This window comes from Pseudomonas sp. G3-39 (assembly GCF_054790485.1).
The window spans coordinates 3909001-3926813 of the sequence record NZ_CP186497.1; the positions used below are offsets into that span (position 1 = coordinate 3909001).

General features: G+C 60.7%; 22 protein-coding genes. All 22 read right to left on the reverse strand.

The features are described 5' to 3' along the window. Window positions 1-33: 33 nt before the first annotated feature. The 22 genes from ACOYXG_RS17395 to ACOYXG_RS17500 all read right to left on the reverse strand — a co-directional run bounded on the left by ACOYXG_RS17395 (window position 34) and on the right by ACOYXG_RS17500 (window position 17813). Entirely contained in the window at window positions 34-1083 is a 1050-nt protein-coding gene (locus ACOYXG_RS17395) for a phage late control D family protein (protein ID WP_460353011.1), read from the reverse strand. A 97-nt stretch (window positions 1084-1180) separates the two neighbouring features. Beyond that, entirely contained in the window at window positions 1181-1387 is a 207-nt protein-coding gene (locus ACOYXG_RS17400) for a tail protein X (protein ID WP_460353013.1), read from the reverse strand. After that, the gene (locus ACOYXG_RS17405; RefSeq protein ID WP_460353015.1) at window positions 1362-2207 is read right to left on the reverse strand and encodes a phage tail protein; all 846 of its coding nucleotides are present in this window, start codon (window positions 2205-2207) and stop codon (window positions 1362-1364) included. Before ACOYXG_RS17405 ends, ACOYXG_RS17400 begins: the two co-directional genes overlap by 26 nt. Window positions 2208-2216: 9 nt before the next feature. After that, window positions 2217-4856, reverse strand: coding sequence for a phage tail tape measure protein (locus tag ACOYXG_RS17410; RefSeq protein WP_460353017.1), 2640 nt, complete (start codon window positions 4854-4856; stop codon window positions 2217-2219). Between the two features lie 150 nt (window positions 4857-5006). After that, window positions 5007-5606, reverse strand: a complete 600-nt coding sequence (locus ACOYXG_RS17415) for a phage tail assembly protein (RefSeq protein WP_150751238.1) — start codon at window positions 5604-5606, stop codon at window positions 5007-5009. Window positions 5607-5619: 13 nt separating this feature from the next. Next, window positions 5620-6123 carry a phage major tail tube protein gene (locus ACOYXG_RS17420; protein WP_460353019.1) on the reverse strand — a complete coding sequence of 168 codons (504 nt, stop codon included), beginning with the start codon at window positions 6121-6123 and terminating at the stop codon, window positions 5620-5622. A 13-nt stretch (window positions 6124-6136) separates the two neighbouring features. Continuing rightward, window positions 6137-7303, reverse strand: a complete 1167-nt coding sequence (locus tag ACOYXG_RS17425; protein WP_460353021.1) for a phage tail sheath subtilisin-like domain-containing protein — start codon at window positions 7301-7303, stop codon at window positions 6137-6139. A gap of 101 nt (window positions 7304-7404) precedes the next feature. Continuing rightward, entirely contained in the window at window positions 7405-7833 is a 429-nt protein-coding gene (locus tag ACOYXG_RS17430) for a tail fiber assembly protein (RefSeq protein ID WP_460358496.1), read from the reverse strand. Between the two features lie 2 nt (window positions 7834-7835). Then, on the reverse strand, window positions 7836-9413 hold the full coding sequence (locus ACOYXG_RS17435; RefSeq protein ID WP_460353023.1) for a phage tail protein: 1578 nt from the start codon (window positions 9411-9413) through the stop codon (window positions 7836-7838). Beyond that, entirely contained in the window at window positions 9406-10017 is a 612-nt protein-coding gene (locus tag ACOYXG_RS17440) for a phage tail protein I (protein ID WP_460353025.1), read from the reverse strand. Before ACOYXG_RS17440 ends, ACOYXG_RS17435 begins: the two co-directional genes overlap by 8 nt. Before the next feature lies 1 nt (window position 10018). Further along, entirely contained in the window at window positions 10019-10900 is an 882-nt protein-coding gene (locus ACOYXG_RS17445; RefSeq protein WP_460353027.1) for a baseplate assembly protein, read from the reverse strand. Further along, window positions 10897-11223 carry a GPW/gp25 family protein gene (locus ACOYXG_RS17450; RefSeq protein ID WP_460353029.1) on the reverse strand — a complete coding sequence of 109 codons (327 nt, stop codon included), beginning with the start codon at window positions 11221-11223 and terminating at the stop codon, window positions 10897-10899. Before ACOYXG_RS17450 ends, ACOYXG_RS17445 begins: the two co-directional genes overlap by 4 nt. A 5-nt stretch (window positions 11224-11228) precedes the next feature. Beyond that, the gene (locus ACOYXG_RS17455) at window positions 11229-11477 is read right to left on the reverse strand and encodes a hypothetical protein (protein WP_460353031.1); all 249 of its coding nucleotides are present in this window, start codon (window positions 11475-11477) and stop codon (window positions 11229-11231) included. A gap of 54 nt (window positions 11478-11531) precedes the next feature. Further along, complete coding sequence (locus tag ACOYXG_RS17460) at window positions 11532-12098, reverse strand: phage baseplate assembly protein V (RefSeq protein WP_460353033.1); 567 nt, start codon at window positions 12096-12098, stop codon at window positions 11532-11534. Then, window positions 12095-12607 carry a hypothetical protein gene (locus ACOYXG_RS17465; RefSeq protein ID WP_460353035.1) on the reverse strand — a complete coding sequence of 171 codons (513 nt, stop codon included), beginning with the start codon at window positions 12605-12607 and terminating at the stop codon, window positions 12095-12097. Before ACOYXG_RS17465 ends, ACOYXG_RS17460 begins: the two co-directional genes overlap by 4 nt. Then, entirely contained in the window at window positions 12600-13265 is a 666-nt protein-coding gene (locus ACOYXG_RS17470) for a hypothetical protein (protein WP_460353037.1), read from the reverse strand. The genes ACOYXG_RS17465 and ACOYXG_RS17470 overlap by 8 nt, the downstream gene beginning before the upstream one ends. After that, complete coding sequence (locus ACOYXG_RS17475) at window positions 13262-13582, reverse strand: head-tail joining protein (RefSeq protein ID WP_460353039.1); 321 nt, start codon at window positions 13580-13582, stop codon at window positions 13262-13264. Before ACOYXG_RS17475 ends, ACOYXG_RS17470 begins: the two co-directional genes overlap by 4 nt. A 2-nt stretch (window positions 13583-13584) precedes the next feature. Next, window positions 13585-14580, reverse strand: a complete 996-nt coding sequence (locus ACOYXG_RS17480) for a major capsid protein (RefSeq protein ID WP_460353041.1) — start codon at window positions 14578-14580, stop codon at window positions 13585-13587. Window positions 14581-14642: 62 nt separating this feature from the next. After that, complete coding sequence (locus ACOYXG_RS17485) at window positions 14643-14987, reverse strand: head decoration protein (RefSeq protein WP_447786394.1); 345 nt, start codon at window positions 14985-14987, stop codon at window positions 14643-14645. Beyond that, window positions 14984-16126: a head maturation protease, ClpP-related gene (locus tag ACOYXG_RS17490; RefSeq protein WP_460353043.1), complete on the reverse strand. Its 1143-nt coding sequence runs from the start codon at window positions 16124-16126 to the stop codon at window positions 14984-14986. Before ACOYXG_RS17490 ends, ACOYXG_RS17485 begins: the two co-directional genes overlap by 4 nt. After that, window positions 16123-17607: a phage portal protein gene (locus ACOYXG_RS17495; RefSeq protein WP_460353045.1), complete on the reverse strand. Its 1485-nt coding sequence runs from the start codon at window positions 17605-17607 to the stop codon at window positions 16123-16125. Before ACOYXG_RS17495 ends, ACOYXG_RS17490 begins: the two co-directional genes overlap by 4 nt. Beyond that, window positions 17607-17813: a phage head-tail joining protein gene (locus tag ACOYXG_RS17500; RefSeq protein WP_460353048.1), complete on the reverse strand. Its 207-nt coding sequence runs from the start codon at window positions 17811-17813 to the stop codon at window positions 17607-17609. Before ACOYXG_RS17500 ends, ACOYXG_RS17495 begins: the two co-directional genes overlap by 1 nt.

Consider the following 17813-nt stretch of genomic DNA (forward strand, 5'->3'; position numbering starts at 1 on the left):
AAAAAACCGCACTCAGGCGGCGATGGGATGCGGTTACTGTTTCTCGATGTTCACCACCTTGAGGGGTGGTTTCGGCCCTTTCTTTTTCTTGCCCTTGGATTTACCGGCTTTGCCGGCGTTGCATTCGACCGTGGTCGACCAGCCGGACTGGGTGAACACCTGCTCGACCGAATCCGCCAGGTACTCGCCATCAAGCCCGACCTTGAAACCCTGAGCGATGATCGGACGCTCGGCGAAGATGTCTGTGCGGCCGGGCATCTCAAGCCGCACATCGGCTGTCGAGCGGTTGAACGCTGACAATCGGGCCTTGGCCGCCGCTTCAGCAGCGCCTTTGTCCGGGTAGATATGGCGGTCGGTATGCACTGCCGGCAGGCCGTCCGGAGCGTCATCGTTGTCGATGGTAACCACCGCGAGCTTGCCGTTCTTTTTGTCCTGATGCTTGGTGGCCACCGCCTTGTGCGAATTGCGATCGCCGAGACTGAATTGCCATCGGCTGAGGTCGCGGCGGGTCAGAGTGATGGCGCCAAACGTCTTGCCGCTGGCTGTCTGGCCACCTTGACGCGGCATCACCAACAGCTTGCCGTCGGCGACCTTGGCTGTGCAGTCGTATTGCTTGGCCAGCCGGGTGATGAAGTTGAAATCGGACTCGGTGAGCTGGTCGACGCGGGCGACCTTGGTCGACACCGGGCACACCGGCTGCCAGCCATTACGCGCCGCGACGTCAGCCACGATCTTCGACAGCGGCACGTCTTCCCAGCTTCCGCTACGGATAGTCTTGCCACTGCCACGCATGTCGCTGGCCTTGCCCTTGATCACGATGGTATCCGGCGGCCCTGACACCTCGACCGTGTCGACGGTATAACTGCCCATACGCGCCAAGGACGTTTCGGCATAGCCCAGGTAGATCTCGATTGAGCTGCCACGCCGTGGCAATTGCACTTGCCCATCACGGTCGTCGATACGCAGCTCAAACTCGTCGGACTCCATGCCCGGCTTGTCAGAGGTTCGCAGCAACAACAGCCGATCGTTGATCTTGGCCGTGACGTCGGCCCCATCGGCGACAATGCGAAACATCGGAGTCATGGTTTTTTTCCAATAAAAAGCCCGCACAAGGCGGGTCAGAAAACAACGTGTCTTTATGCGTGATGCGGCGCTGCGCCGGCGACGGCATCGCCCAGGGTCAATTCCACAAGCTGACGCCCTCACTGGTCGGGCTCGGCAGATCCGGCAGGACGATGATCACGCCCAATCGGAACGGTTGAGGCTCATCGGCTAGCCCCTGATTGGCATCGAGTACGGCCTCGACGCTGCCATTCAGATGGCCGTAAACGTTGTTGCAAATGACATCGAGCATGTCGCCATCAGACGTCCTGCATGTCGTCGCCATAGCGCTCAAACTCCAAAGTGAACCCCTGTTTTCGAGCAATCCCGCCGTGCAGCAGCGCGGACTGTTCTTCGTTGATGTTTTTCAGGCACCACGTTCCGATCACTTCGCCATACCCCGTGGTCAGGGTCAGCGGTTGAAGCCTGGCACCAATGGAACGCAGGGTATCGAGCTGCTTCAATCCACCCTTGAAGCCCGGGTAGATCGTGCCTTTGAGCGTCAGCTTTTCATCACCCATACCGATGGCCTGCTTCGCCGGCCGGCGCGTCAACCGCTCCTGCGAAGCCCAGCGGAACTCGGTCGAACGGCTCAGTTCATCAAAGGCCGCCGTGTCCAGGTTGAAGTAATAGGGCTCAATTTTCGGATCGCGCGGCTGAATGATCATCAGATGCGGGAACGGCTTCACCGCCTCCGGCGCCGGCGTGGCCTCACCGGCAAAGGAACTGGTGGGCACGATGTTGGCCAGCGACGGACTGACCTTCCCGGCGACGTTGTTGATCGCCGTGGCCGCCTTGCCCGCCTGTTCCTTCAATGTGCCCAGCCGCTCCTGTACTTCGGCCGCCGCCCGGGTGGCGCGGCCGTACACTGCAACCACCTGACCGACCTTGGCCTGAGCCGCGTCGACGCCGCGCATCACACGCTGAAGTTTGGCGCCGATGGCCGGACCAACAAACGGGATGTTTTCCAGCTCGGACGCGGCGCCGGTCAGTTCGCGAATCGCACCGTTGACCGGGGTCAGCATGCCGTCTGCACTGCGCCGCCCGGTTTCCGCTGCCTCGACCAAATACTTCAGGCTCGATTGCATTTGCTCCATGTAAGCCATGAGACCTCCTTACACATGGGGTTCGTCGTACAGCTTGGCGGCGTTACTCTTCGCCGCGTCCGCCATCATTCGCTGCATGTGCGGCATCATTTCTTGAGCCAAGCGCTGCGGGTCTTTGACATCGCCCTGCACCGTGACCGGCATGTTCAGCGAGTACTGAAACTGCTGGTCCACCTTGGCCGGCACCGGTTTTTCTGGCTCCTTGGGTTGAATGGCGAGCGCCGCCGACTTGAGCGGCGCCGTCACTGCCATCGAGCGCGCGACATCCCCCAACGCCGGCCCTTGCTGCGCCGCTGATGCCATCATGAGCGGCGTGGTCGGCACCGGCGCCTTTGCCGTTTGCTCGGGCTTTTCATCCTCACCGCCGAACAGCGACTTACCCAACGACCCGCCAAGCGCCGTACCGCCCTGACTGCCCAGGTAAGCACCGATCATGCCGCCGATCGCGGTGCCGATAATAGGCACAACCGAACCGATGGCGGCGCCTGCTGCTGCACCGGCCATGGTGCCGGCCAGGTTGCCAGCGGCCGAACCGTAACCTTCGGCTTTTTCGTCCTTGGTCTTGGCGTTTTGAAAGGTTTCAAAAGCCATCGCGCCGGACTCCAGCAGCGTGCCGCCAGGAATGACCTTGGCCGCCTTGCCGACCTTACCGACGGTTCCTGCGACGACGCCGAGCTTGGACAATGCTCCACTTGGAACGGAAGGGACTGATGGCGATGGGATCGAAACAGGGGGACGTGAAACCGGAACAGATGGACGAGGCACAGACGGGCGAGGACCTCTCGAACTCGGCAACGACCGGCGCCGAGCGCTGCGCCTTGACCCACGTCCACGTCGGCGCGATTCGCCCGACGTATCCACACCGCCCCCCATAGCGACGGCATTGACGACGAAAACCTTCTTGACGCCGTCGTTACCTGCACCACTTTCAGTACCAAGGCCACCGCCTGTTGCCGCATCCTTCACCCGCGAAACAACATCCAGGCCAGTCGCTACCAGATCAAGTTCTCCGGGGTTTTTATTTGGGGCTTCGCTCCCATTCCTGCCACCGCGCGACCCACGCGCAAGGTTTAGCAGCCCCTTGCTGATCTTGATCGTGCTGAAGATACCTTTTAAGGCGATCAGCCCCGCCCCGACCGTGGCGATACCGGCAACCACCCCGGGCGCGCTATCCGTCAGCGACGTAATGCCTTTAGTAACCTTGGTCAACGACTCGGCCACGGTGTCCGTCACCGGGCGCAGCGCATCGCCGATGCTGCGCATGGCGTCATCCATCGACTGGGCCATTTCCGCCCATTTCTGCGATGACGACTCGCGCCGCTCGGCGAGGTTTTTGTCGAGGATCCCGGTCGCGTCACGCGAATCGTTTTTGAGCTGGCTGTACAGCGCCTTGTTCTGCATGTAGGCCGACAGTGCGGCCTTGACCTGCATGTCGGCGAACAGGTCGCCGGTGCGCAGGGATTCTTCCAGCGAGGCCATCATGGCCTTGGCCTTTTCGGGATTCGCTTCCTTGCTGATTTTTGATGTCGCTTCGGCCATGGCCGCCGCACGCTTCGGATCGGTCGCCTGAATGTATTTCTGAGCCAGCGACATGCTGGTCTCAAGCGTCGACATACCGTTTTGCAAACCGGTCTGCATCGATCCCTTGTAATCGATCCCGGCTTTTTCGTAGGCCTTGACCGTATCGGTCGAACCGATTTTGCCCATCCAGTTTTTCAGGTTGTTGGCCGCTTCATCCGAACTGCCGGCCTGCTTCATCTGCACCTGCAACATGGCGCCCAGTTGCGTCACCGCATCCAAGCCGGTGATGCCGTTGCTGGCCATGTTCGCCAACAGCTCCGGAAACCACTTGGCCATGTCGGCCGCTTCAAAGCTGCCCGCCTGCCCTTGGTAGGCGATCGCCTCCAGCGCCTGCTGCATCTGCTTGGGGTCGGTGATCTTGGCGTTCTGCCCCAGGGCGTTGATCATCTTGGCCGTGTCGACGCCGCTGGATCCCTGCCCCACGACAAACTTGGCCGCAACAGGCGCGTACTCCAGCGCCTTGCTCAGGTCCATACCGGCACCGACCAACTGATTGACCACGTCGGCCACATCGTTGCGCGCCATGCCGGTGTCGCGTGAAGTGTCGATGATCTTGCGCGACATCTCCTGTTCTTGCGGCTTGTTGGCAATGCCAGCCTTGATCGCGATGTCTCGCACAATGGCGCCAAAATCAGCGCTGACCTTGGCCGGTACCGCCATGGCACCGACACCGACCACCGCCGCACCGACAGCGCCCTTCATGCCCTTTACGCCAGAATCAATCTGCTGATGCCCCTTGGCTTTCAGCTCGGCTTTGTTAACCGTCTGCCCCATCGAGCGATAGGCTTTTTCCAGCCGGCCGACCTCGATCCCCTGCTTTTTCAAGCTGTCGAGGTTCGAGTTCAAACGGTTGAGTAATTTGGACGCGCCGGCAGCGCCGGTGTCGTGAGCCTTTTTCCATTCTTCGCGCAGGCGAATGGTGTCGCCGATCGTGCGCTGCAGCACGCGCGCTTTGTTGCCTTCTGCCTCAAGGCGCTTGATGCGCCCGGTCACGTCCTTGAACGCGGCGCCGACCGTGGAACTGACGGCACCGCCGATCACCAGCCCGAGGGCGAGTTTGTTTGCCATGTCATGGCCCTCATGTGCCCAACACTACCGGTGGCGGCTCAATCCGTGAGCCACCACACCATATCCGCGAACGGCATCGACTGGATCTCGGCGGCGGAAAATCCGGTTTCCGCCGCCAGACGTTTCGCCGCCGACTTGATAACGCTGGGGTTAAAGCCCGTCGTCGTTGTCCATGCGAAAATAGCCGGCCTGCAAGCGGTTAAAATCCACCAGCTTCAGCCCCTCCAGATCCGCCACACGCGCACCGGACAATGCAGCAAACAACACCAGCTCGCGCTGCTCATCATCACCACCCACCTCACGGTTGGCGGCTCGCACGTCGCCCACGGTCGGCGAACGCAACGCCAGCTTGTCGACAGTCACGCCATTGATTTCACTCGGGCACGACAGTGTCACCAGCACCTGGTCGGTGGTCAGCGACAACCACGCCGGCATCGAGTCCGAATAATCGGTTTTCGGTACCAGGTGCGAATAAGCCGTTTGCACGCGGCGATAATCCGTCAGCTTGAGGCCTTCCAGATCCTTCAGTCCGACTTCGGCGAGACCTGCGAACAGCATCAGCTCGCGCTGTTCATCATCGCCGTTGGCAGCACGATCAGCCGCGCGCACTTCACGCACGGTCGGGTTACGCAGGTTCAAAGTCTCGACGTCGATGCTATTGGCCTGGCTTGGCCGGGTCAGCGTTACAACAGCGCCGAGCGCGCTGAGCGACAGCCAGGCCGGCAGGTTTTTAGCGGTTGCTTGAGTCATCTGGATCTATTCCTTACAGGCCAAGTGCCTGACGCACTTCGAGCAGTTGGTCCTTGCCGTCGATCACCTGAATGCCGGCGACCATGTCGATCTCGTACATCAGGCGCCCGTCGATTTCGAGCTTGTAGTACGTGACCGCAACGGCGTGTTTGATCTCGGCAGCATCACCGGCTTTCCAGTCACCGAGATCGACCTCTTTGAGCCGGCCGCGCAAGGTGGCAACGACCGCTGTCACCGCGCCCTTTTGGCCCTTGAAGGCACCTCGGAACGTGGCGTTGAACGCCGTGCCGTCAGCCAGACCGAAGTACTTCAGCGACTCGCGGCGCACGCCCTTGGTGACAAACGAGGCTTCCATTTTCTCAAGCCCCTGATCCATATCGATGGGGCCGGCCATGCCGCCGCCACGGTATTCGTCGGTCTTGGTGGTCACCTTGGGCAGCGTCATGCTCGGCACGTCGCCGGAGAAGTTCACGCCGTCGACGAACAGGTTGGTGTTGTACAAAGTCTGAGGAATCATTGGTTACGCCCCCTTAGGCTGCTTCAAGCACTTCGGTCATCCATTGATCGGTGACTTCGAAAAGGAAATTCGGGTTTTCTGCCGGCGGCACGTCGGTGAAACGGATACGCCAATACACCTTGCCCTGGGCGATCTGGCTGGCCGTGTTGAGTTCGGTGTCGGGGAATACTTCAAAGTTGATGATCGCGCCCTGGGCTTTCAGGTCGCGCATGAACGCATCCAGGCCGTTGGTGACATCGGTCACGTAGGTCTTGGTGATCGAGCGGTCGACCGCCCACTTGTGCCCCGCCTGCACCGCGTCCATGAGAATGAACAGCGTGCGAACGCGGGTAACGAACGCCCACTTCGGATCGCTCGACAGCGTGCGGTTACCCCACAGGCGGTAACCGTCGTCGCGAATGATCGTGGTGATATTGGCGTTGTTGAGCAGGTTGGCCCGGCAGGTTTCATCGCCGTCCAGGTACTCAACCGCGCGACCGGTACCGGTGATGCCGGTCAATTCCTTGTTCGATGGCGAAGCCCAGAAGCCGTATTCAGCATCCGTCCAGGCGAACAGGCCCGCCGCCCAAGCTGAGCCTGGCGCATCCACGGTTTTGCTGGTGATGGTGTCCCAATACTTGACGCCCGGATCGACCATGAACAGGTTGCGACTGCCGAAGTTATCGGCGTAGGCCATGGCGGCCTCGTCAGTGGTGCCAGGACCGTCGATGATGCCGATGGCGCGCAGTTTCTGCGCCAAGCTATCGAGCGCCGTGGCCACCGCCTGAGTCGCGGTGTGACCTGGCGCGATCAACAACCGCGGCTGCGCGTTGAACAGGCTTTTACCGTCGAGCAGCGCCTGCAATCCCGTGCGCTGACCCGAGACCAGTTCGCCGCCGATGATCGCCGAGGTTTGCAGCGCGGCGTCTTCAAGCTTGGGCACGCCGATGGCGACGATCACCGCCTTGGCTTTGACGTAGATTGCCTTACAGGCCTTGGTGATCGCCGAGTCAGCGCCGAAGGCGGCAATGGCTTCGCGCTCGGTGGTGATCAACTTCAGCTCGCCCGCCTTGGCCGTACCACCGCCGAGGGCACCCGGGGTGAAGGTGTCGCACAGCCCGATAATTGACGACGACGGCAACGAGATGATGCGCGCGCCAGTGTCGACCGACGTGGTCGTGACGCCGTGGAAAAAACTCATAAGGGTCAGTCTCCAGAAACGAAAAAGCCCCGCATAAGCGAGGCTGTGAGGTTGTTGGTGTTACGCGTAACGGAATGAAAATCGCCCCGTCAGCGAGGGGGTTAAGTGGCTTGTGCTGACAGCCAGGTCGGCGCCGGCGGCCGGTGTCCGGCGAGCGGGAATTGATCCCCTTGCGGCCAGTCGCGCAACAGGCGGCGGTAGCCTTGCAGCTCGGTGTATTGCTCGGCCGTGATCGAGGTCGACCCGCCCTCCTCGACCTCGTCCCGGTGCCGGGAAACCAGCGGATCTGTCAGCGCCAGTTGCGCATCACGCCAAGCGCGCTCTACAGCGGCCTGCACCTCAGGGCTAGGCGGCGATCGATCGATCAGGATGGGGCCGCCGAATTCGTCAGCAGCGACGACCATCCCGGCAGATTGACCATCCAGAATTGCGCGACGGTGTTCATAGGAAACCTCAACGCCATCATCTGGAATTACCTCACTGATGGCGCTGTCATAAAAGCCAAGCTGCGACGCACTAAAGAAGATCACGATCAATACCCCCACACGCGCCAGAAAACGACAGGCATTACAGAAACGGTCGGCCCCGAGTTCGAGTTCACCAAAATGCTGTTGAGGCTACTGCCGTTCTTTCTCACCCCGGCAGTAGAGAACTCCCCTGGCCCCGCAGACCCCGCATTAGGGACCGACGCCAAAGCCCCCAGAATCGCGTTCGGGAACGCGGTCGAAAGAAGAACGGTCTGCTCAGTATTGTCTTGAACAGAGACAGTGCCCCATTGCTCGATTAACCCTGACGGGAGCTTCTGGTATCCGTTTGGCGAAAGATTCGCCATAAAACCCTGCCTGAGCTTCTTCGGCGTGACGATCGTCGTGTCATCGGTACCGGCATCAAACTGCGCCTGCGTGGCGATTTTGGCCGTACCCAGTTTGATTTCCGTGGCCTGTGTCGCCAAAGCCGCGAGCGCGGCAATGTCGATATTTCCCTGATTGATGGGCGCGTTCCATGCTTTGATGCACCACATCACCGCAACGTTGCGAGGACGGGCTACACCGCCGCCAGCGAGGTTTTGGCTATAGTTCACATTCGTTGACGTGAAAGTGATCCCAACACCCGGATAATCCGCCACGCTGTAAACGTCAGCCTGAACACCCTCTATAGTGCCTCGTACAATGTCGACCGATGCACCCGTGAAGGTACTGTCGTATACCGTAAGTGTGCCGAGCTGAGCGCTACCAATCGCGCGACCCGCGTCGATGCCTCGGCCATGATCCCAACCGCGCAGGAACTCGCCGCGCGATTCTGGCAGACGGAAATTACCTGCCCCCTCGGCGCCCTTGTTGAAGGCCGTACCGAGGAACGCCGCTAGATCGGGATAGACCGCAATGCTTTTGACACTACCGTCCAGCTCCAAAAAGCCCGGCGCGACCTTGTCCAACGGAAAAGCGACCGTAGCGCCGACCGGCAAGGCCGAAGCCTGCGCGATCATCGACTCGATTTCGGTTTTGGTATAAGTGTCCTTGATGCCAAACCCGGCCAAGGTTGTTGGATTGGACCCGGACATGAACACGCCGCGATCATTCACCGTGACCTTTGTATACGTCCCGGCAGCCTTGTTCGCCGGCAGCAGTCCGTTGATCAAATCGTCCACATACCCGCGAGTGGCCAACACCACCGACGGGTCGATCTTCAACTGAATGTTCGAGGTGCCGCTGGTGATGATGTGCATCCGCACCACCTGGTTGCGTCCAGAACCTTGGGCGAGTAGCGGCTTGTAGCTTGGTGCTGCGTTTGCAACCGCGCAGAAAACGCCGTCCTTGTCTTCCAGCGCAAGTTCGCGAATCCACCAACCACCCACGTCCGGTGGCAACACCAACTCGGCAATCAGGACATTGGAATCGGTGGGAGACACACGCAACTGATTGAGCTGCGCCCGGTAAACCTGATTCACCAGTTTGGTCTGCGAGGCGCTGGGTACGGGATCGGTGCCATTTGCATCACCGATCAGCATGTAGCGCGGTTCCCAAGGGATGCCCAGTGCGTCGCAGTTTGTTTTTTTGGCAGCGCCCTGTGTCGTGAGCATGCCACCAAAAATAGAGTTTTTATCAACCATGGGGGTACACATCCATTTCGTCTAGGGTGTATTCGCTAATGCCGTGGCTACCCTGAACCACCACGTCAATGTCTGGATTGCTCCACGGGTAAACGTCGAGTTCATCACCGTCGTACACGGAGAACCCCACATAGGCGTCCAAACGAGTCTCCAGCGTGATATCCAGCCCGATCAAATGCCGCGTAACAGGCTTGGCGTCGTCGATCAGGCGCTCCAGCTCCTGATACATTTCCTCGGTGATACCGGTATCAAGAACGCCCACCTTCAGCGCGAAGGTGCCCGGCACACCCTCGGGCACTGCCTGGAACCACTCGACGATCTCAATCAGGTAGCCCAGCGGCTCGACCACACGGCGCAGAGCGCCGATGGTGCCTTTGTGCTTGTGGATGTAGAAAGACGCCTTGATGGCCGCGCGCTTGGTCGCCTCAGACCACCGGTAATCCCAGCGATCGACCGACCATGCCCAGGCCAGATGCGGCAGCAGATGCACCGGACAGGTGTCGGGGTTGTAGAGGTCGCGCAGTGGGACAATCGTCTTTTCGAAAAACGCGGCCTCCATGGCCCGTTCCAGTTGCGTGCTGTTGAGCGGCAGTAGACTTTTCATATCATCCCGCCAGCCTCACGTTGTAGCGCGTACAGAACGCCGCTTGCGCCTTGGTCGGGGCCAAGTCCTGCCACCCGACCAACTCAACCCGGGCAACGCCGGCAACGTGCAACTGAGCGTCAACAGCAGAGCGTGCGACCTCGACGCCCAGCCGCTTGCGTGGATTGATCCAACTGACCAATCGGCTTTTCGCTTCGGCCAAACTGGCATCCGCTTCCGGGCCGGCGCCGGCCATGTGCAAGATGGCATCAATCTCGTAGCGGATCACCTGCGCGCTCTGCACAGTCACCCGATCACCAACCGGGCGCACGTCATCGTCATTCAGCGCAGCGGCTACAGTGGCCAGCAACTCCGGCGGCGCTTCACCCTCCCCATCAAACCCCAGCACCGTTACCGTAACGTAGCAAGGCGCCGGGCTTTCGGCCGTAGCGTCTGCAACCAGCCCAGAAGCGTTACGCGCATGCAGGATGTAGCTGTTGCGCGGGCCGGCCGTAGTCAGTCCCTCATAGGCCAACTGGATGCGCTCGCGAAACGGGTCGTCTTCTTCCATGACCTTGGGCACCGGCGGCACCGCCAGCAGATCCTCGGCCTGAATGACCAGGCGCTGCAGATTGACGTTGGCCCCCAAGTGATCGAGGTCGCCGCGAATGGCGTGCGCCAGCAATAGCGCCTTGCCGGCGTCATTGACCCGGGCGCGGTTGCCGACCTTGTTGTAAGCCCCGACCTCAAGCACTTTGACCACTGGATCGCTTTCCAGCGCGGCCGTCCAGTTGCCATCCATGTACCCGCGAAAGATGCCTAAACCGTCCTGATAAACCTCTTCGAAGTCCAGAGGCTCCAGCACGGTCGGCGCCGGCAGCGACGACAGATCAACGGTACTCATACAGCCACCTCCAACGTGACGCCGTCGCCCAGGTACGTCCCGACGATTTGCAGATTGATTTGCCCACCAATGACGGAAATGACGCGCACCTGATCCAACTTCAAACGCGGCTCCCAGCGCCCCAAAGCGCGGGCGACCTCAGCCTGTACGGCGCTTTTCCAGCCCTCGTTAACGGGCAAATCGACAAACCGGCGCAGCTTGCTGCCGTACTCCATGCGGTGCCGGCGACTGCCCAGCGGCGTGCTCAAGATGTCGGCAATGGATTGCCGCAGGTGCTCAATGCCGGATATGGGTAGGCCGGTCTGGCGATCCATTCCGATCATCGATGTCACTCCTTGAACGGCTCGTATTCTTCGCTGGCTTTCAGGAACTTGACCGCTTCGATGTCGGAGACCGGCACCACGACCGTCGCCTTCTCCACCGGATAGGAACGGTCGGTACCGGGCACGATCACCAGTCGCGACGTGTAGAGCTTGTCGCGAAATTTCAAGGACTCAGGCGATGAGTAAGTTGAGGATGACAATGCCGGTTCCGAGGACGCTTGCGCATCGGTTGAGTTCGTATCGATCTTGGCCATGTGGTTCTCCAGGCATGAAAAAGCCCGCACTGGGCGGGCTGTGGTGAGTTGAAATTAATGCGTGTGGTGATTGCTGTTGCCGGTGGCATCAATGATTGCGCCGGCGCTGGTGATGCCCTTGGTAACGTGCAGCGCGCCGTCGATCATCACCGCCGCTTTCAAATTGATGTTGCCGGTGGTCACGGTCACGGCGCTATCGGTTACAACCGCTTCCGTGCTGGCCACCTTGATGGTGACTGTGCCGCTCGGCAGAGTGATGCTGTAGCTCTTGGCCTGCCAGTCGTAGATCAGAGAGCCGCCATCATCAAAACGCCAGACCTCGACATGGTCGCGATTATCTGGCGGCGGTCCGGCATTGCCATACAAGCCTGGGACAAACGTGCCTTGTGACACGTCACCGCTGGGACTGATCAAACTGCCCTGCTCGCCCATAGACGGTGCCCGCCAGTGTCTTGCCTTGCCCGCTGCAATGCTGTGCCACCGCACCCAAGCACTGACCCATTCACTGCCATCCGACACGCGACATACCGGCGGCGAAGCGGACAGATCCACCGCGACCACGTAGCAAGCCTTTACCGCACCCGCGATCATGCGGTCATGCTGCGCGCTTGCGTAACTCACGGCAGATCCTCCGGCCTGAATTGCCCGTCACCCGGATCGACTTCAAACACCAACGATCCCGGCGGTTCGTCCGGCCACGGCCATTCCTCAAGGCCGAGATAAACCTGCTGAGTCCACTCCACCAGCCACACCGTGTATCCATCCAGGTGCGGCTGGGTCCAGTCCTGCAGCGATTGCACAAACTCGGCGGGTTCAACTGCCAACCCCCACGTCTGCGAACGCAGCAGCACCGCCAACTGCGTCGCCAATTGCACGGCCTGTTGATGATGGTGCGCCTTGATCGGGTCAACAATGATCCGAGCCTCGAACTTGCACACCAGCGAGGTTTCGCCGGTGCCGATATCGGTACCCGGCTCGATCTCGGCCACCTCCAGAAACACCGCTGGCAGCGACACGCGATCCTTAATGTCTGGCCAGGCTGTGACGGCCTGTACGCCAGGCAAGTGGGTACGCAGATGCTGTTCTACCGCCCGATAAAGCTGGTCCAGGCTGAACGGTTCTTCAGACATTGCCGATCCTCTTAAGGTATTTCTGCAGCTCAAAGTTGAGTTCCTGCTTGAGAATCGCCAACAGGATCTCATCTGCCTTTTTGACCCAGCTGTCGAAGTGCGGCCGGGCTTGCTCCAGCGACACCTTGGCTTTGGCCAGCGGGAAACGACTACCGTTTTCGGCGACCCACCCCGAACTTGGCCCGCGACCGGGGGACACCGTGCTGTCCGGGTAGTCGTCCCCGTTGAAATGCTTGCTGGCTGTGCGGATCCAGATGTCCGGCTTGTTGCCGTAGACCTTCTTGAGAAAGGCACCTTCGTAACGCCGCCCCGCCACCGACACACCGCTCCCGGTCTGCCGCGCCCGGCCGATCCGGCTGGATTCGATGCTGTTCAACCCGAACCACAGTTTGCCGCTCGCGGCACCGCCGGAAACTGGATAGCTGCGCAACCGCTGACGCACCGCTGCTACGGCAATGCGCTCTGACCGGCTGACGGCTCGGGCGATGTGCGTGCGCAACCTTCCCAACGTCTTGTTGATCGCGCGCCGATGCGCCGCAGCAGCCGCTTTAGGCACCACCTTGGCAAAGTCCTGGAACGCCTGAAAATCTGCGGCCGAGGACTGGATAGAGATCATCCCGCCCCCGGCCGAGGGTTTGAAATAGCTGCCGACACTCATGGCCGCAACCTCAGAATCAGGGCGACCAGACCGTCGCCGCTCGGCTCGAGCTGGATCAGGTCGTAGTCACCGCCACCATCCAAGGCAGGCAACTCGACGCTGACCAGCATGCCCTGCTCCAGACCTTGCGAATCGCTGACACGGATCTCGAAGCGCGGCTCGCGCAAACCGGTGTTGAGCTTGCCGAACTTGGGTTGCAGCCAGGGCGCGGCAAACATGCCGAACACTGGCTCTTCGCGACCTTCGATCCGCGCAGTGTCGCCCAGCGTTTCGAACACCACCGCGTCGACGTCGGCGATCAGATCGCGAAAGCCCACGGTCAGAGTTCCAGCAGGACCTGCGCACGTGGTCGTGTGCACAGGTGCAGCGGGTTGGACTGGGCTTCACCGGCCATGCCTTTGCCGAATTGCATCGGTTCGATCTTGCTGTAGTACGGAATGCCCTGGGTGTTGACCGTTTCCATGTAGTCAGCCGGCGCAAACACCGAGATGTACAGATCCGGCACGCCTTCAGGGATCAGAAGTGCCTTGTCGTCATGCACGAACGAAACGCCGGCCACCTTGCCACGGTAGCGCTCCCAGATGATGCCGCCGAACTCGAAGCTTTCGCGAGCATCACCGCGCAGAGCCGCCGCCTGCTGACTGTTGAGGTAGGTCTCTTTTACCGAGGGATGGACGATGAGTTCGTTCCAGAAATGCTTACCGCAAAAAGCACGCGAGCCTGTGCTGGTTACAGCGCCGAGTGCGTCTTCCTGCATATCTAACGCCTCGACACATTTAATACGCAGCTCAGTCTTAGGATCCTTAAGTCCCATGGACAGCTTTTGACGCTCCACGCCGAACCGCTCGTAAAGATTCAGCAAGACCGTCGAACCATCAGCGTCCAGGATCATGCCGTTGAGCGCGCCCATGCGCTGAAATTCATGAGTGGCATCCAACTGGCGGCGCGCCTTGGCCAGCCGCGCATTGACCACGTCTTGCACCGCCTGCAACTCAGTGCGAGTACCAAAGGCGCGGATGCCCTGAATCTCATCGGCTTTGATGGTGAAGCGTTCCGGCAGGTGCACGGTGTTGAATGGGATAAGGTTGCGCTTGCTGGCCGCGACTACCAGGCCGGACGTACCACGCTCACCGGCCGGCACCAGTGCCAGGGTGTCGCCGTCCTTCTCGATCTGCACGGTCAGGGTGGTAATGCCTTCTTCGCGAAAAAGGCCCAGCGCGCTGATGCGTCCCGGCAGGTAAGGTTGATCATTGAGTGCAGCGGTCAGCGAGTCGACGCTGAAAGCTTCGTCGTCAAAAATGGCGATATCGGCCATGGGTACTCTCCAGAAACGAAAAATCCCGCACGCGGCGGGAGTCATATAAAAGTAGGATCGACTTAGCGGACGATTACGAAATGAGTGGCGAGTGCTTTCTCAGCGGCCAGATCCAAGCCGGTCAGGTGTGCTTCGCTGACTTCGGCCAACCGCACCACGGCGCGGCCGCGACGAACGACATCCGACTCACCGAGCGGGCCGTAGAGAATGGCGATGGCGTTTTCCGTGCCGTCTTCGGCGGTCGGGTTGTACGGGGCAAACTCACTGGTCGCGGTCACCAGGCCGAGGATCTGACCAGGCTCCAGTGCGTGACCGGCAGCGACGTTGATTGCTTCTCGCGAGATGGTCCCGGCGCCCTCGGAAAGCAGGAACTCACCTGCATGCATCGGTTCGCGTTTGATAGTCATGGTCTTACTCCTTTAAAGGCTTGAGATTGAGCGGCCTGACGTGCCGCCCAAATCGACGGCGGATCGGGTTGCTTGGCTTGAATTTTGGGAGTCGGGTCTTCGTTCTGCGGGAGGCTGTTGTCGATCTCGAAGCCCCCGCCTTTCCCGACGACTTTGTCGAAGAGTCGCGCACGCACGGCGCTGGTATCCAGTCCGGCCTGCACAAACTCCACCGCAAACTCTGGCAGCCGGGCGGCAACGCACAGATCGCGGATCGACTTGGCCTGGGTGATCGCAGCCTGCACAGTCGATTCGTCAACCAGCTTGGTCGCTGCAATCAGCGGTTCGATCAAGTTGCTGATACCGGCCTGGGTGCATGACTGGGTGATCAGCAGAGCCAGCGCCGCCGCATCCGCACCAGGCGCCGATAGCTCAGGCTGGTCGACCACCGGCTCGGTCGGTTTCGTGGGTTCGTTGAGCAGATCCAGCAGCGCCTGGGGTGTGCGCTGGTATTTCTGCATGACTGTGCCCTGCCCCAGACACGCCTTGATTTGCACACCGTCGCCGACTTCATCGGCCAATCCGAGGGCCACCGCTTCGCGAGCCGTCAGCCAGGTTTCTGCATTGACCAGGCGCCGTAACTCCAACTCGTCGATATCCGGCGCCTTGGCCTTGTAGGCTGTGATGATGAGCTCCAGCGCCTGATCCAATGCGGTCGCTACCTTGCGCATGTCCTCGGCATCACCTGAGGCGTAGGTCCACGGGTTATGGATCATCAGTGCGGCGTTTTCCGCGACTACCACCCGATGAGCGCCGCACACTGCAACGCTCGCGGCACTGGCAGCCAAGGCATCGACGCGGCCGGTGCAGCGCTCACCCAGGCGCGACAGGGCGTTATGAATGGCCAGACCGTCGAACAGGTCGCCGCCGATGCTGTTGAACGCCACCACAATCGGTGACTTACCGTCATCCAACGCGGCCAGGTCACGCACGAACTGATTGGCCGTAATACCCCAGGTGCCGATCTCGCCGTAAACGTACACTTCGATAGTGCGCTGTTCGGCTTCACCGCTGGCCCGGAGGCTGTACCAGTGTTTGTCTTGCACGGGTAGTTGCCCGTCCAGTTTGTTGAAGATTCGTAGAGGGAACGGCGGTTTCATGGTTTCTCCTGGTCGTCGTGTTCACTATCAATCTCGACGAGCGTTCGGTAATTGAGGTTTAAGTCGCGAGCACGTTGAGCGTCGGCGGCGTTTTCCGCGTCCACCGTTTCGGAGTCATAACCGGTTCGCAGACACATCTCACTGCGCGAACCGAACCCGGCATTGACCTCAAGCATTCGCGCCTGCACGTCCTGCACCGGCTGGATGTAGGCCCAGCCTTGAGGCACCCAGCGCGTGCGCAGAAATTCGCGACGACGCTTGGCGTATTCCGGCAACTCGATCACGCCGCTCAATACCGCCATGTCGAGCCAAGCAGCGCGGACCGGCCGGCAAAGCTGGTGGATGTAGACGTTGAATTGCAGCTGTTCGAGGCGGCGCCGGAACTCGTTGAGTACGACGCGCAGCGCACGGTCGTTGATGCCTTTCATGTCGCCCGTGAGGATCTCGTAGGGCGTGTCGGTACCCGCTGCCGCTGCCATCAGTTGCTGCCGCATGAAGTCCGGGTAGTTGTTGCCGGCATCCGGTGGTTTGGAGAACTCGACCTCCTCACCCGCGCCCAGCTCCTGCATGGTGCCGGGTTCGAGTGCAACCATAGGTGTGAAGCCGTCGCGGTCAGCGGTGATCAGTTGACCGGTGACGGGGTCGCGTGGCACCTGCCCCATGTCCGGCGACGGGCGCTTGATGAAGCCGGCGAACAGGTTGGAAACCTCCTGCCGGAACAGCACCGCATCGTCGTAGTTATCGAGGCTGCGCAGGCGCTTGAGAACCGGCGACATACGCGGCACGCCGCGCAACTGCCCCGGTTCCAGCGGTTCGAAGATGTGCAGCACCTGGCTGGCCGGCACGCGCACCAGTTGGTTGTAGCCGCTGTTGAGCGACGACGCATCACGCGGGTGCGAGCGGTACATCCAGTAGGCCACGCGCTTGCCGGCCGGGTTGAACTCGATCCCGGCACGGATGATGTTGCCGGTCTTGGTCATCTCGAACTTGTCGTGCGGCACGAACTCTGGTGCCAGGGTCTGCAGCTGCAGCGGCACCACCAGACCATCGTCCAGACTGCGCGGACGCAAGCGCACAAAACATTCACCTGCCGTTTCCACGGTGCGAGCCACCAGCGCCTGCTGGCCGTAAAAGTCGCAGAGACCGTCGGCATCCGACTCGTCGGCCCAGTCATCCCATAATTCCTGCAGCAGGTTGCGCAGCTCTTCGTCTTTTACCTTTGGACGCGGCGTGATGCCGGTGCCGATCAGGTTGCTGACGCGTTTGTTGATGGCATTGGCCGCATACGGGTCATTGCGCACCGCCGCCCGTGAGCGGGCACGCAGGTTGCGTAGCGCCGGGGTGTTGATGCTGTTGATACCATCGTCGGTGGCGTCCCAGCTAGCAGATCGGCGACCCTCCCCGGCGCCTTCGTAGCTGGCCTTGATGTTCGATGGCAGCAAGAATCCGCTACGTGAAAGCGCCGGGAATTGTCGAGCCATCAGATTCCCTTGCCTCCATGACTGATCCGCACAACCCGCGAGCGCGGGCCGGCAGCGCTGGAGAGCGAACTGCGGATTTCTTCCCGTGCGCGGAGCAGCTCATCAACGTCACGGTATTCCACCGTTCGGTCGCTGTAGCGCACGGTCTTTTCGCCACGCGCAATGGCGCGCTCGATGGCGTCGAGGTGTTTTGGAGTAAAGGACAT